The sequence below is a fragment of the Rathayibacter sp. VKM Ac-2928 genome (assembly GCF_022815545.1).
Classification (GTDB): Bacteria; Actinomycetota; Actinomycetes; order Actinomycetales; family Microbacteriaceae; genus Rathayibacter; species Rathayibacter festucae.
The window spans coordinates 193,356-207,267 of sequence record NZ_JALGRU010000005.1; the positions used below are offsets into that span (position 1 = coordinate 193,356).

The following is a 13,912-nucleotide window of genomic DNA, read 5'->3' on the forward strand; positions in this document are numbered from 1 at the left end:
GAGCGTCCCGAACCAGCGGACCCGCTCGTGTTCGACGCACTCAGCCTTCGTCATGAGGACACCGGCCACCTGTGGAACGGAATCGACGAGTCGATCCGGATTCCGGGTCTCGATACGCCGCTCTGCGGCTGCTCGACCAACATGCCGGGGATGAGCGTCCGCTTCCCCACCGGCCGAGCCGCGCCATGCTGATCGAATAGCGCCCGCCGGGCGCGTATCGAGATCCACCCACCGGACGACCTCGGCCGCGCAGCTCGGGCCGAATCGTTCTCCGGCCTCTCAACCCTCCTCGGGACAGGACCGGGGCCCGTCGAGCGGCGTCGCGAGGACGATCCGCACCAGCGGACCTCCGTCGCGGTCCTCACCGGCGACGCGGAGCCCGATCTTCTCGGCGACGCGCTGAGAGGCGCTGTTCTCGGGATGGACGATCGCCACGAGGCGGTCCGCGAGGCCGCGCCGTCGAGCCGACTCGAGACAGGCGGTCGCGGCCTCCGTGGCGTACCCCCGCCCCTGCAGGGAGGAGCGGACGTGGTAGCCGACCTCCAGCTCGGGGATGCCGTTGACGCTCTGCCAGGTCAGGCCGCAGTCCCCCACGAACTCGCGGTCCATGGTCTCGATGACCCACAGCCCGAAGCCGTCGCGCTCGTAGTTGCGCCGGTTCCAGGCGATCCAATCGGCGGCGTCAGCGCGCGTCTTCGGGGCCGGGTAGTAGCGCATCACCTCGGGATCCCCGAGCAGCTCGGCCAGGAGATCCAGGTCCACCTCGGTCATCTCGCGGAAGCGCAGGCGCGCGGTGTCGAACGGCAGCATCGGCGCCACGCTACCGGTACGGCACGCTCCCGCAGGTCTCGATACGCCGCCGCCTGCGGCTGCTCCGCTCTGCGTCCAGAGGGATCGGAGGGCCGGACCGGGTGGGGGACGCGACCTGGAAGGACACTGTCCGACGTCCGTTCAGTCGTGTCCACCCGGCCCGGTGAAGTCATCCGACCGGATCGCGAGATTTGGAAGGAGACACGACACGGTAACCATCGCCGAGCGGTTCGGACCAGGGGGCGCGGGGATCGGCACGGAGAGCAGCTGCATCACGTCGGTCCTCGATCTCGCCGGTCGAGTCCGGGAGCAGAGCGCGGAGCCGTTGCTTCCCTGTTGATCGAGTAGCCCGCGGAGCGGGCGTATCGAGCGGAGGGGGCGCCTCCGACGCCAGCGCAGAGCGGGGAAGAGACCGACGTCCTTGGGTGGGAGGGTCTCGATACGCCCCTGCGGGGCTACTCGACCAGCATGTCTGCGGGCGACTCTTCCCAGTAGATCCACCGTGGTCAGAAGACGAGTCTGCAGACCCGTCCTGCTGGTGACGGCGGGTCTCGATACGCCCCTGCGGGGCTGCTCGACCAGCATGACGGGGCGCAGCCGCGTCCTCTCCCTCACCACAGAGACGCGAAGCGGCTTCGCTGCTGCGGCTGCTCGATCAGCGTGAGGCGCGAGCCGCGCGCGCGTCCTACTTCTTGGCCTTGGCGGCGGCCTTGGCGGCCTGCTTCGTGGCGCGGACCTTGGCCAGGGACTCGGGGGAGACGATGTCGGCGACCGAGCGGAACGAGTCCTCCTCGCCGTAGGCGCCGGCGGCCTCGCGCCAGCCGTCGCCCTCGAAACCGCGGCGCTTGCCGAGCAGGGCGACGAAGATACGAGCCTTCTGGTCGCCGAAGCCGGGCAGTGCCGTGAGGCGGGCGAGCACCTCGCGGCCGTCGGGGTCGTCGCGGGTCCAGATGGCCGAGGCGTCGCCGTCCCAGTCGTCGACGATCGCACGGCAGAGAGTCTGCACCCGGCCGGCCATGTTCGCCGGGTAGCGGTGGATCGCCGGAGGCGTCCGGGACAGCTCCGAGAAGCGGTCCTCGTCGAAGTCCGCGATCGCGGCCGCGTCGAAGGACGACCCCTCCTCGGCCAGGCGCTGCTCGAGCTTCAGCGGCCCCGAGAACGCCGTCTCCATCGCGACCTGCTGATCCAGCAGCATCCCGATCAGCAGGGCGAGCGGGTCGCGGGTGAGCAGCGCGTCGGCGTCGGCGTCGTCGGTGATGTGCAGGGCGGAGTCGGCGGTCATCCTCCAGGGATACCACGGACACCGGCGTCGCTGCCGAGCAGAGCGCGGACCGTCCGGTCGATCGTGCTCAGCGCGGCGGTCAGCTCGAGATCGCTCGCGCTGCCGTAGCCGAGGACCAGCGCCTCCTCCTCCGCGCGGTCGGCCAGGGCGTAGTCGTCGAGCGGAGCGACGAGGAGCCCCTCCGCCGCGAGTGCCGCGACGACCGCCCTCGCCGTGAGCGGCGCGGGCAGCCCGAGCACGACGTGCAGCCCGCCGTCGAGTCCACGCGCCGAGCCCCAGTCGATCGCCTCGGAGAAGTCGCGGACCAGCCCGCGACGGTGAGCGTAGCGGCGCCGCGAGCGGGTGAGGTGCCGCCGGAAGCCGCCGCCCGCCATGAACGCGGCGAGCGCCTCCTGCGTCGGGCCCGAGACGGAGGCGTCGCGCTCGGCGTCGATCTCCCGCACCGCCCCGTGCAGCCACGACGAGGGCGGCAGCGCCAGGTAGGCCACCCGCAGCCAAGGCGACACCGTCTTCGAGAACGAGCCGACGTGCGCCACTCCCCCGCCGCCGTCGAGCGACGCGAGCGCCGGCAGCGGTGCGCCGACGTAGCGGAACTCGCTGTCGTAGTCGTCCTCGATCACCAGCAGCCGCTCCGTCGCCGCGCGGCGCACCAGCTCGAGCCGGGCGGCGAGCGCCAGGCGCCCTCCGGTCGGGTACTGGTGCGAGGGCGTGACGACCACGACGTCCGCGCCGCTCGTCGCGAGCGCGTCCAGGTCGATGCCGTCCGCGTCGACCGGCACCCCGACGACCTCGTGGCCCTCCGCGCGCAGCCGCCGCCGCACCGCCGGGTAGCCCGGGTCCTCCACCGCGACCCGCACCGGCCGGCCGAGCGCAGCGGCGGCCGCCCGCACCAGCAGTGCGACGGCGTCCGCGGTCCCGCTCGTCACGAGGACGTCCTCCGCCTCGACGTCGATCCCGCGCGAGCGCCGCAGCTGCTCGGCGATCCGCGTCCGCAGACCCGCGTGCCCCGCCGCCGACGGCAGCTCCGAGGGCGGCGCCGAGAGCGCCGGCCGCCAGGCGGCCCGCCACTCCGGCCCGTCCAGATCACGCGTGTCCGGGCGCCCCGGCCGCAGATCCAAGCGGGCCGTCGCCGGCATCACCGCCGGCTCCGCCCGCGCGACCCGGGACCGGATCGGCACGACCACCCCGTCCGCCGCCACCGTCACCGCCGCGCGCGGATGCGCCACGAGGTAGCCCTCGCCGACCAGCTGATCGACCGCCGCGACGACCGACCCGCGCGAGACGCCGAGCTGCTGCGCGAGCACCCGGCTGGAGGGGATGGCGTCCCCCGCCCCGTAGCGGCCGTCCAGCACCGCCGCCCGCAGCGCCTCGGCCAGCCCCGAGCGGACCTCTCCGCGCTCCGGCACCCGCAGCAGCAGCGGCACCTCGAGATCACCGGACGCCATCGACTCCCCCGTTCTGGACCACTCGATCCGTGGCTCCCTGGTATTCTCGCAGATCCAGTGCGGACGCGATCCTCGGACCATGGACACCCTCGACACCACCGACCGCACCCGCGTCACCCGGCTCCGCGACCGCCAGGTCCTCGACCGCGGCGCCCTGGACGCCCTGCTCGACGAAGCGCTGATCGCGCACGTCGCCGTCGTCCGCGACGGAGCCGCGATCGTGCTGCCGATCCTCTTCGCCCGCGACGGCGACGACCTCCTCCTGCACGGCTCGAGCGGCGGCGGCCTCCTGCGCGAGGCGGCGCGCGGCTCGCTGCTCACCGTCGCCGTGACCCTCGTGGACGGCCTCGTCGTCGCCCGCTCCGCCTTCGACAGCTCGATGAACTACCGCTCCGCGATGATCCTCGGTCGAGCCGAGCCCGTCGAGGGCCCCGGCAAGGCCCGTGCCCTCGATCTGCTCACCGAGCGCTTCCTGCCCGGCCGCCCCGCCGAGACCCGCCCGAGCACCGCCCGCGAGATCGCCGCCACCCTCGTCCTCCGCCTGCCCCTCGCCGAGGCGAGCCTCAAGATCCGCGCCGCCGGCCCCTCCGACGACGACGCCCAGACCCCCGGCGTCTGGGCGGGCACCGTCCCCCTGGTCACCCGCACCCTCCCCGCGGCGCCGGCCCCCGGCTCCGCTCCCGAGCCGCCCGCGTCCGTGAACGCCTTCACCAGCACGGTCGACAGCACGGTGCCGCCCTTCCGCTGATCCCGCACCGTCCTGGGAGGACGAGTCTGCAGACCCGCCCCGCTGACGACGCGGGTCTCGATACGCCCCTCCGGGGCTACTCGACCATCATGGTTGCGCCCTTCCAGGGCTGCTCGACCAGCATGCTGGGGCCCTCCGCCGAGCACGAGGCGCGGGTGCGGTGCCTCGTCGCGGCTCCTGGCTCGGGTCTGGCGGGCGCGCCGCAGGCGCGCGGGAAGGAGCCGCGGCGAGGTACCGCACCCGCGCCGTCACGCAGTGACGCGCCCCGAGCCGCCCCCGCGCCGTCGCGAAGCGACGCGCCGAAGTGGACCCTACTTCGTGTCCTGCCTCGGGAACACGACCTTCTGCACCACGATGATCACCGACGCCGCCACGGGGATCGCCACGAGGGCCCCCAGCACGCCCGCGAGCGTGCCGCCCGCGACCGCCGCGATGACGACGACGGCGCCGGGCACGGACACGGCGCGGTTCATGATCCTCGGGCTGAGGACGTACGCCTCGACCTGCATGTAGACGAGGTAGTAGATCGCCGCGACGAGCGCCGTCACCGGCGAGGCGAGCAGGCAGGCGAGCGAGATGATGACGGCGCCCGAGATCGTCCCGACGAGCGGGATCAGCGAGCCGAGGAAGGCCACGCAGGCCAGCAGCGCCGGCACCGGGCCGCCGATGATCAGCAGCAGGATGAAGGTCAGCACGCCGTTGACCGCCGCGAGCGAGACCTGGCCCACGACGTAGCGGCCCACCGCGCCGGTGATCTCCTCGCCGACCTCGCGCGCCTTCGGGCGGTGGGAGGCGGGCGCGAAGCGGTACGCGACCGACTTCATCGAGCGCAGCGAGGCGAGGAAGTAGAGGGTGAGGATCAGCACGATGATCGCGCCGGTCACGCCGCTCGCGATGCCGCTGCCGACCGCGAGGATGCCGCCGCCGAGCGAGAGCAGGTTGTTCGGGTTGCCGATGAAGCTCTGCACGTTGCCGATGAGCGAGTCGACGTCGACGACACCGCTGAGCTGCCGCTCCAGGTCGAGCACCCACGGCTGCGAGGCGATGTCGGAGACGATCCGGGGAGCGCTCGTCACGAAGATGGTGAGCTGCTCGATCAGGATGGGGATGATGTAGAGGAGCAGCCCGGCGAAGATCAGCAGCACCGAGGCCAGCACGATCGTGATCGCCAGCGCGCGCGGAATCCTCTTGCTCTCCAGCCAGGAGACGAGCGGGTCGAGGCCGAGGGCGAAGAACAGGGCGACGAAGACGTAGGTGAGCACCGTGCTCAGCGAGACGACGAGCCCGCCGACCACGAGGGCGACGAGCACGCCGAGACCGCCGAAGAGGCCGATCCGGAACGAGCGGATGGTGAACTGCGGTCGCTCCGGGTCGCTCGACACCACGATGTCGGGTTCGACGACGGGCTGGGCCGGCGCGGCGGCACGCCGGCGGGAGCGGGCGAAGGCGCGCGGGGTGATCATGCGTCGAGCGTAGCGGGGCGCGGACGGCCGCCCGCGCCGCGGGAGAAGGCTTGACGGACGGGCGCCGGAGGGGTGGCCGGCCGTGTGGCCGGCGGCCCGCTCAGTGCTCGGGATCGTGCTCGTCGACGGCGGCGTCGTCGCGGTGCAGCTCGGCGTGCCGGTCCCACTCGGCGAGCAGCTGCTCGATCGCCGCGTGGAAGCGGGCGGTCGCGGCTCCGGGGCTGGTGTCGCCGAAGTAGTGGGCGACCCAGCGCTCGAGGCGCTCGACCGCCGCCTCGTCGTGCTCGACGCTCTCGAGCCGGGCGACGATCGCGGCCGCGTCCTCGGCGCGCAGCCACTCCGCATCGCCGAGGTAGCCGGACTCGTCGACCTCGGCCGCCGGGCTGATCGGCCGGGTGACCAGCAGCGGTCGGCCGGTCGCGAGCCGGTCGTAGACCATGGCCGAGACGTCCAGCACCGCGATGTCGGCGGCGAGCTGCCAGCCGAGCTCGGCGGAGGTGTCGTGCACGTGCCGGGCCGCCGGGTCCGCCGCGTTCGCCGCCGCGATCAGCGCGACGATCTCGCGGTCGGCGGCCCCGTACGCCGGATCGACGGCGCCGCTGCGCGGGTGCGGCCGGTAGACGAGGCGGTAGCGGGAGTCGGCCAGCAGGGCGCGGGTGAGCGCGACGCCGTGGGTGCGGATCGAGCCGTAGCCGGCGGCGGGGCGGTCGCCCTCCCAGGTGGGGGCGTAGAGGACCACCCGACGCCCGTCCTCGGGGTACGGGGTGCGGCCCGAGACGTGGTCCGCCTGCGGGCGGCCGATGGCGAGGGCGCGCTTGTCGAAGTCGAAGTCCCAGAGGACGCGGCGCAGGCGCGCGAGCGCGGCGTCGCCGGCGATGAAGCTGTAGTCGTAGGCCTTGAACTGGTTGGTCGTCATGTACATCTTGTCGCTCTCGCCGTGGTTGACGAAGACGTGCCAGCGGCGCCCGTAGCGCATCATCTGGAAGTTGCGCGCGTTCTGGTTGACGTAGAGGACGATCCGCAGCGGCTGCTCGTCGATGGCGGTCTCGAGGTCGGCGACGGAGCGCACGTGCGCGACCGGGATCGGGCTCTCGCGCAGCAGCGCCCGGGTGGCGGTGGCGTTCCGGGAGAGGAGGACGACCGGATGGGTCTTCGCGAGCTCCTGCAGCGGCGCGTACCACTGGCGCAGCTGGTAGAGGTTGATGTCGCCGTCGGCGAAGTAGACGCCGATCTCGAAGACACCGGGTGTCAGCGGCGCGCGGGCCGCGAGCTCGCGGGCGACGTCGCGGCGGGCCCGCCGCGCGGTCAGCAGGTCGCCGGCCACTCCGCGCGCCAGCGTCGCGTCCCGGAGCAGGCGGGAGAGGACGGCGCGGGGTGCGGGTGTCATCGGACCAGGCTACAAGCCGGGGTTGAGCATGCTGATCGAGTAGCCCGCGCAGCGGGCGTATCGAGATCCACCGTGGCCTGAAGGTCGGCTCTGCACACCGGCGTCCGTGGGACGGTGGGTCTCGATACGCCCCTCCAGGGCCACTCGACCAGCATGGATGGCACCGCGTGCTGACGGACGGTGGGTCTCGATACGCCCCTCCGGGGCTACTCGACCAGCATGATCTTCGGGGCTACTCGGCCAGCAGGTGAGGGGCCGGGGTCACGCGCAGCCAGACGAACTGCAGGGGGGCGAGGCGGAAGCCCTCGCGGAGGTCGACGGCGATCTCGGTCACCAGGTCGACCGCCTCGGGGGCGAAGCCGCCGAAGCGCTCCGGCGCGACCTCCTGCGCCTCATCGGAGACGTTGGCCAGGACGAGCACGGCCTCCCCGTCGCCGGGGCGCTGGTAGCCGAGCACGTGGTCGTTGACCGCGTCGAAGACCGTGAGCGCGTTGCCCGCGAAGAGGTCCGTCCGCTTGCGGATCGCGATCAGGTGCAGGAGCCCGCCGAAGATCTCGGCCGCGTCGGCCCCGGGGGTCTCGCGCTCGGCGTAGCGCTCCGCGGGCCGCCGCGGGCGGTTCACCCAGCGGGAGTCGCCCGCGGTGCTCGGGTCGTCCAGGTAGCCGTGGTCGTTCAGCTGTCCCACCTCGTCGCCGAGGTAGAGCAGCGGGAGACCGCCGGTGCTGAGGGCGATGGAGTGCGCGAGCAGCACCCGGTCGATCCCGTACGGGTCGCCGGCCTCGACGCCCGCGAGCGAGGCGGTCGTGCCGGACACCCGGCGGTCGCCGGTGCGCGGGTTCTCCTGGAACGGCACGCCCCGGGCGAAGGTCCCCTCGAAGCGGTCGGTGTAGAAGTCGTTGAGGAAGCGCCGGTGCCCGGCCGCGTCGACGCCGAGCTCGGCGGCGTCCTCGTCGGCGAAGGTCCAGCCGATGTCGTCGTGCCCGCGGACGTAGTTGACCCACGCCGTGCCGGCCGGCAGCGCGTGCCGCCGCTCGAGCGCCTGGGCGAGCAGCCGGACGTCGCGGGTCGCGAGCGCCTCCCAGGTCAGCGCCATCTGCAGCGGGTTGTAGGAGAGCTGGCACTCCTCGAGGTCGATGTACTCGATCACCTCGTCCGGGTGCACGATCGCCTCGGACTTGAACAGCAGCGACGGCGCCGCGAGCCGGCAGACCTCGTTGAACGCACGCAGCAGCAGGTGCGCCTCGGGCTGCGACTCGCAGGTGGTGCCGAGCTCCTTCCAGATGAAGGCGACCGCGTCCATCCGCAGCGCGTCGACGCCCTGGTTGGCGAGGAAGAGCATCTCGCCGGCCATCGCGCGGAAGACCTCGGGGTTCGAGTAGTTGAGGTCCCACTGGTAGCGGTGGAAGGTCGCCCACACCCAGCGGCCGTCCTCGAGCTGCACGAAGGAGCCGGGGTGGTCGTCGGGGAAGATCTCGCGAGTGGTGCGCTCGAAGGCGTCCGGCTGCTCGCGGTCGGGGTAGATCCAGTAGTAGTCCTCGTAGCGCTGCTCGCCCGCGAGCGCCTTCCGCGCCCACTCGTGCTCGTTCGAGGTGTGGTTGAAGACGAAGTCGACGACGAGCGCGATGCCGTGCTCACGCAGCTCGGCCGCGAGCAGGCGCAGATCGTCCATGTCGCCGAGGTCCGGGCGCACGCGGCGGTAGCTGGACACCGCGTAGCCGCCGTCGGACTCCCCCTCCGGAGCGTCGAAGACCGGCATCAGGTGCAGGTAGTTGAGCCCGATCTGGCGGAAGTACGGGATCTCGGCGCGCAGCCCCGCGAGGTCGCCGGCGAAGCGGTCGACGTAGCAGACGCCGCCGAGGGCCTTGTTCGAGAGGAACCAGTCCGGGTGCTGCCCGCGGGCACGATCGAGCGCGCGCAGGTCCTCCGGGCGCTCCTGCCAGGAGGCCGCGGCGAGCTCGACCAGGGCGACGATCTGCTCGACGAGGTCGTCGCGGAGCGCATAGACCGCGGCGAGCAGGTCGACCAGCCGCGGGAGGCGGGCGTCCAGGCGCGACTGGAACTCGGGATCGGCGACCGATCCGCCGAGGGCGTCCACCCGGGAGCGCACGTCCGCGATCAGGTCGTCGGGGGTGGGCACCGGCTCGTCCAGCACTGCACCGGGCAGAGCTGTCGAGGGGGGCTGCGTCGAATCGAACACCGTCGTCCTTCCGAGGGGCGTCCGCCCGGCGGGGGGCGGATTCCCCGATGCTAGACGATCGGGGGACGCCCGGCGACCGTCATGCGCAGCAGCGTCCGGCCTGCCAGAATGCGGCGCTCCCCGGGGTCGGCGGTCCAGCCCTCGCGCCAGCCGGCGAACCAGGCCCGGAGCGCCGCACGGTCGTTCCGCCAGCGCAGGCACTGGATGGCGGTCCACGAGCCGACGTAGGCGAGCGCCAGCGGAGCCGGCAGCGAGCGGCGGGCGAGCCACACCCGGTTGCGGGCGTTCAGCCGGTAGTAGTCGGCGTGCCGGGTCGGCTGGATCACGGGGTGCTGCGCGACGAGCTCGCCCGCGTACCAGGTGCTGCGGCCCCTGTCCCAGACCCGCCAGGCCAGCTCGATGCCCTCGTGCGCGTAGAAGAAGGGAGCGGCCCAGCCGCCGGTCTGCTCGAAGACGTCGCGGCGCAGCACCACCGCGCCCTCCCAGACCGAGAAGACGGGTCCGGAGCGGCGCGGGTCGCCCTTGAGGATGCGCGGGGTCCAGCGCCGGGGCGCGGGTGCGCCGTCGACGCTGTCGACCCGCGGCTGCACCATGCCGATCCGCCGCGGCGAGGCGAGCAGCGCGATCGCGTCGCGGAGGAAGCTCGGCGAGGGCACGCGCGCGTCGTCGTCGAGGAAGAACAGGTACTCGCCCGCGACGGCCGGCACACCGGCGTTGCGACCGGCCGGGATGCCGAGGTTCTCCGGGAGGGCGAGCGCGCGGACGCCCTCGGGCAGTCCCTCGGGCACCCAGCCGTTGCCGACGCAGACGACGTCGAGCTCGACGCCCTCCTGGGCGAGGACGCTCGCGAGCCCGGCCGCGAGGTCGTCGGGGCGCGTGCCCTGGGTCAGGACGACGACGCCGACGCGCGGCAGCCCGCCCGGCTCAGGACCGGACACGCTTGGACGCCATGATCGCGACGAAGTGGCCGACGAGCGCGAGGAGCGCGAGCGGCAGCAGCGCCGACACCAGCACCCGGTCGACCGTTCCAGCGCCGACGACCAGCCCGATCAGGCTCGCGGCGAAGGCCAGCATGGTCAGCTCGACCGAGTGGTACAGCCGGTGGAACGGCAGGAACCGCGCGGCACGGCGCAGGCGCGCGAGAGCGGAGGAGGACGGCGTCGCCTCCCCCTTCGTGTCCGCGAGCTTCGTCAGCCCGGCGTTCGCCCGGGCGACGTGCACCATGTCGTTGAGCGCCTTGTTCAGCACGATCACCAGCGCGAGCGCGAGGCCGATCGACGTCCAGAGGAAGTCCTCCGGAGCGTCGAAGGGGATCCCGGCGGCGCGCAGTCCGAGCGCGATCGGGATCAGCGACTCGGTCGTGTAGTGGCCGACCTTGTCGAGGAAGACGCCGGCGGGCGACGAGGTGCGGCGCCAGCGCGCGACCTCGCCGTCGCAGCAGTCGACGAGCATCTGCAGCTGGCCGAGGATCAGCGCGAGGGCGGCGCCGGCGATCCCGGGGATCAGCAGCGCCGCGGCCGCGCTCCAGCCCACGAGGATCATCAGCCCGGTCACGCCGTTGGCCGAGATCGGGGTGCGCAGCAGCTGCATGGTCAGGTACGGCGAGAAGCGGCGCAGGTAGAGCGACGCCGTCCAGTGCTCGGCGTTGCGCCGCCCGCGGACCTCGGGCGGCTGGGCGACAGCGCGGAGCTCGGCGATCGATCGCGGTCTGGCGGTGCTGGTCATGCGTCCCTCGCGGAGTCGGCGGCGGAGTCGGCCGCGGGGTGGTGGCGGTGCGCCGCGATGTTGCTGGTGAGGCCCGCGAAGCCGAGCACGAATCCGGTGCCCCAGGCCACGTGGATGGCGGGGATCACGAGGAGGAACCACAGCATGGCGCGCGGTCCGTCGACGCGGGCGACGGCGATCGTGGCCGCCGCCACGAGGGCGAGGTAGCCGACCGGGACGACGAGGCCGATCAGCAGCCAGGGCGCGGCGCCGAGCAGCGCCTGCAGCGCTCCGGCGACCCCGGCGAGCAGGCCGAGGGCGAGCAGCGCCACGAGGACGGGGGGTGCGAAGTAGCGGAGGGACCGCGAGGCCGGGAACAGCCGCGTCAGCTCGCCCCGCCACATCCCGGTGGAGAGGAACTGCCGCAGCAGCGCCCGCATCGACGGCCGGGGCCGGTAGGTGACGGTGAGCCGCGGGGTGAACCAGACGAGGCCGCCCGCCTCGCGCAGCCGGCGGTTGAGCTCCCAGTCCTGGCCGCGCTTGAAGCGCTCGTCGAAGAGCCCGGCGCGCTCGAGGGCGGAGCGGCGGAAGACGCCGAGGTACACGGTGTCGGCCGGGCCCTCCTCGCCGCCGACGTGGTGCGGGGTGCCGCCGAGGCCGATCCGCGAGCCGTACGCCCGGGCGACGGCGCGCTGGAACGGCGTCAGCCCCTCGGCCGCCATCACTCCGCCGACGTTCGCGGCGCCCGAGCGCTGCAGCGCCTCGACGGCGATCCGCGCGTAGTCCGGCGGGAGGACGGAGTGCGCGTCGACGCGGACGACGACGGGGTGCCGCGAGGCGCGGATCGCGGCGTTCAGCCCGGCGGGAGTCGAGCCGACGGCATTGGCCACGACGCGGATCCGCTCGTCGGCCGCGCTGAGCTCGGCGACGAGCCGCTCGGTGCCGTCGATGCTGGGCGCGAGCGCGAGGACGACGTCGAAGGGCCCGGTGTAGTCCTGAGCCAGCAGGGAGTCGACCGCCGCCCGCACGTGGGAGACCTCGTTGAGCACGGGCATCACGTAGGAGACGCCGGGCAGATCGGGGAGGTCGTCCGTCGGGGTCTCGGGCTGCATGGGTCCAGTTCGTGAGGCGGGGCCGGGCGTCCTGGCCGGACGCGGGCGCCCCACACTACCAGCGGGTCGCGCGCCGCCCCGCGGACGCGGAGCAGCCCCCGGGGACGGATCCCCGGGGGCTGCCGCTCACTGCGGAAGGAGTCAGCTGGTGGCCATCGTGCCGAGCGTGACGTCGACCTCGAAGGTCTTGCCGCTGCGCACGTAGGTCAGCTTCACATCGGCGTTCGCGGCCTGCGCGCGCACCTGGGCGGTGAGGTCCGAGGCGCTCGTGATCGGCGTCCCGGCCACTCCGGTGACGATGTCGCCCGCGGCCAGGCCGGCGGCCTGCGCGGCACCGCCGCTGGTCACCTCCTGGATCTTCGCGCCGAGGACGTCCTGGGTGGAGTCCGAGACGCTCGCGCCGAGCAGACCGTGCGTGGCGGAGCCGTTCGCGATGATCTCCTTCGCGACGCGCTCGGCGATGGCACTCGGGATCGCGAAGCCGACGCCGATGTTGCCGGACTGCCCGCTCGAGCTCGAGGACTGCCCCGCGCTCGCGATCGCCACGTTGACGCCGATCAGCTCGCCGTCGCTGTCGAGCAGCGCGCCGCCCGAGTTGCCGGGGTTGATCGCCGCGTCCGTCTGGATGACGGGCAGCGAGATGGTGCTCGTGGCCGGCGTCTGCTGGGTCTGGCCGGGGATGTCGAAGTTGAACGGGCTCTCGGTGCTGCCGCTCGAGCTGTCGCCCGAGTCGTCCGGGGCGGCGGAGGAGGCGACCTGGATGCTCCGGTTGAGCGCGCTCACGATGCCGTCGGTGACGGTGCCGGAGAGGCCCAGCGGCGCGCCGATCGCGACGGCGGTGTCGCCGACGTTGACCTCGGTCGAGTCGGCGAAGGTCATCGGAACCAGGTCGGTCGCGTCGGCCAGCTTGATCACGGCGAGATCGAGCGTCGGGTCGGTGCCGACGATGGTCGCGGTGAAGATGCGGCCGTCCTGCGTGGTCACGGTGACCGCGCCGTCCGAGATCTGGCCGTCGAGGGTGACGACGTGGGTGTTGGTGAGGACGTAGCCGTCCTTCGAGAGCACGATGCCCGAGCCGGTGCCGGACGAGGAGCTGCCGGCGACGGCGATCGTCACGACGCTCGGGGTGGCCTTCGCGGCGACGGCGGTCGCGGTGGTCGCGTCCTCGGCGTTGTTCACCGTGATCGTCTGCGAGCCGCTCGAGGAGACGACGCGCGTGCCGGCTCCGTTGGAGGCGGACCAGAGGCCGAAGACGCCGGCCCCGGCGACTCCGCCGACGACCGCGCCGATGGCGAGGGCCGCGACGACGCCGACACCGGCGCGGCGCTTGGTCGCGGTGGGCCCGACCGGGGGCTGGCCGCCGCCGAACGAGCCCTGCTCGCCGACGGGCGGCTGCTCGGTGCTCTGCACGGTGTGCGCGGCGGGAGGGGCGAACTGGCCGTAGCGCGGGGTCGGCGGGACCGGCTGGGCCTGGTTCCCCTCCGCCGAGTTCGACGTGTAGGACGGGAGGGGCTCGGTGGGCCCGGTGGACGACGACGGCGCTCCGGTGCCCAGGGGGGTGGTGGGCTGTCCGGGGGTGTGCTCGCCGGAGATGGGCTGGTTCGCCTCGTGGCGGCGATCCTCCGGCGTGCGGGGATCCTCCGGCTGACGAGGACCGTCGTGACTCTCGGTCATGGGTGGTGCTCCTTCCAAGCGGGGATAGCTTGACCAGGGAACCTGTGCGTTCCTTATGACGCGCCTGCGAGCGGCACGCCAAAGCGCGTG

At 73.2% G+C, this 13,912-nt stretch carries 11 protein-coding genes; 1 reads left to right on the forward strand and 10 read right to left on the reverse strand.

Annotated features, from left to right (window positions below):
• Positions 1–279: 279 nt before the first annotated feature.
• From MT350_RS18160 to MT350_RS18170, 3 genes are all read right to left on the reverse strand, one after another.
• The gene (locus tag MT350_RS18160; RefSeq protein ID WP_243598554.1) at positions 280–810 is read right to left on the reverse strand and encodes a GNAT family N-acetyltransferase; all 531 of its coding nucleotides are present in this window, start codon (positions 808–810) and stop codon (positions 280–282) included.
• A 685-nt stretch (positions 811–1,495) separates the two neighbouring features.
• Positions 1,496–2,092, reverse strand: coding sequence for an HhH-GPD-type base excision DNA repair protein (locus tag MT350_RS18165; RefSeq protein ID WP_243598553.1), 597 nt, complete (start codon positions 2,090–2,092; stop codon positions 1,496–1,498).
• Positions 2,089–3,537: a PLP-dependent aminotransferase family protein gene (locus MT350_RS18170; RefSeq protein ID WP_243598552.1), complete on the reverse strand. Its 1,449-nt coding sequence runs from the start codon at positions 3,535–3,537 to the stop codon at positions 2,089–2,091. Before MT350_RS18170 ends, MT350_RS18165 begins: the two co-directional genes overlap by 4 nt.
• Before the next feature lie 79 nt (positions 3,538–3,616).
• Here MT350_RS18170 and MT350_RS18175 point away from each other — a divergent pair, with 79 nt between their 5' ends.
• Positions 3,617–4,285, forward strand: a complete 669-nt coding sequence (locus MT350_RS18175; protein ID WP_243598551.1) for a pyridoxamine 5'-phosphate oxidase family protein — start codon at positions 3,617–3,619, stop codon at positions 4,283–4,285.
• Positions 4,286–4,596: 311 nt separating this feature from the next.
• Here MT350_RS18175 and MT350_RS18180 read toward each other — a convergent pair whose 3' ends face one another.
• The 7 genes from MT350_RS18180 to MT350_RS18210 all read right to left on the reverse strand — a co-directional run bounded on the left by MT350_RS18180 (position 4,597) and on the right by MT350_RS18210 (position 13,822).
• Positions 4,597–5,748 carry an AI-2E family transporter gene (locus tag MT350_RS18180; protein WP_123705088.1) on the reverse strand — a complete coding sequence of 384 codons (1,152 nt, stop codon included), beginning with the start codon at positions 5,746–5,748 and terminating at the stop codon, positions 4,597–4,599.
• A gap of 100 nt (positions 5,749–5,848) precedes the next feature.
• Positions 5,849–7,135, reverse strand: coding sequence for a hypothetical protein (locus tag MT350_RS18185; protein ID WP_243598550.1), 1,287 nt, complete (start codon positions 7,133–7,135; stop codon positions 5,849–5,851).
• A 232-nt stretch (positions 7,136–7,367) separates the two neighbouring features.
• The gene (locus MT350_RS18190; protein ID WP_243616407.1) at positions 7,368–9,242 is read right to left on the reverse strand and encodes an amylosucrase; all 1,875 of its coding nucleotides are present in this window, start codon (positions 9,240–9,242) and stop codon (positions 7,368–7,370) included.
• 140 nt (positions 9,243–9,382) lie between these two features.
• Positions 9,383–10,270, reverse strand: a complete 888-nt coding sequence (locus MT350_RS18195; RefSeq protein WP_243616365.1) for a glycosyltransferase family 2 protein — start codon at positions 10,268–10,270, stop codon at positions 9,383–9,385.
• Positions 10,257–11,057 carry a CDP-alcohol phosphatidyltransferase family protein gene (locus MT350_RS18200; protein WP_243616366.1) on the reverse strand — a complete coding sequence of 267 codons (801 nt, stop codon included), beginning with the start codon at positions 11,055–11,057 and terminating at the stop codon, positions 10,257–10,259. Before MT350_RS18200 ends, MT350_RS18195 begins: the two co-directional genes overlap by 14 nt.
• Positions 11,054–12,148, reverse strand: a complete 1,095-nt coding sequence (locus tag MT350_RS18205) for a glycosyltransferase family 2 protein (protein ID WP_243616367.1) — start codon at positions 12,146–12,148, stop codon at positions 11,054–11,056. The genes MT350_RS18200 and MT350_RS18205 overlap by 4 nt, the downstream gene beginning before the upstream one ends.
• 141 nt (positions 12,149–12,289) lie before the next feature.
• Complete coding sequence (locus tag MT350_RS18210) at positions 12,290–13,822, reverse strand: S1C family serine protease (protein ID WP_243616368.1); 1,533 nt, start codon at positions 13,820–13,822, stop codon at positions 12,290–12,292.
• Positions 13,823–13,912 lie beyond the last annotated feature (90 nt).

Excerpts from the sequence above, each read along its gene's own strand:
- MT350_RS18160 (WP_243598554.1), bottom strand. The coding sequence starts at position 810 with ATGCTGCCGTTCGACACCGCGCGCCTGCGCTTCCGCGAGATGACCGAG.
- MT350_RS18165 (WP_243598553.1), bottom strand. The coding sequence starts at position 2,092 with ATGACCGCCGACTCCGCCCTGCACATCACCGACGACGCCGACGCCGAC.
- MT350_RS18170 (WP_243598552.1), bottom strand. The coding sequence starts at position 3,537 with ATGGCGTCCGGTGATCTCGAGGTGCCGCTGCTGCTGCGGGTGCCGGAG.
- MT350_RS18175 (WP_243598551.1), top strand. The coding sequence starts at position 3,617 with ATGGACACCCTCGACACCACCGACCGCACCCGCGTCACCCGGCTCCGC.
- MT350_RS18180 (WP_123705088.1), bottom strand. The coding sequence starts at position 5,748 with ATGATCACCCCGCGCGCCTTCGCCCGCTCCCGCCGGCGTGCCGCCGCG.
- MT350_RS18185 (WP_243598550.1), bottom strand. The coding sequence starts at position 7,135 with ATGACACCCGCACCCCGCGCCGTCCTCTCCCGCCTGCTCCGGGACGCG.
- MT350_RS18200 (WP_243616366.1), bottom strand. The coding sequence starts at position 11,057 with ATGACCAGCACCGCCAGACCGCGATCGATCGCCGAGCTCCGCGCTGTC.
- MT350_RS18205 (WP_243616367.1), bottom strand. The coding sequence starts at position 12,148 with ATGCAGCCCGAGACCCCGACGGACGACCTCCCCGATCTGCCCGGCGTC.
- MT350_RS18210 (WP_243616368.1), bottom strand. The coding sequence starts at position 13,822 with ATGACCGAGAGTCACGACGGTCCTCGTCAGCCGGAGGATCCCCGCACG.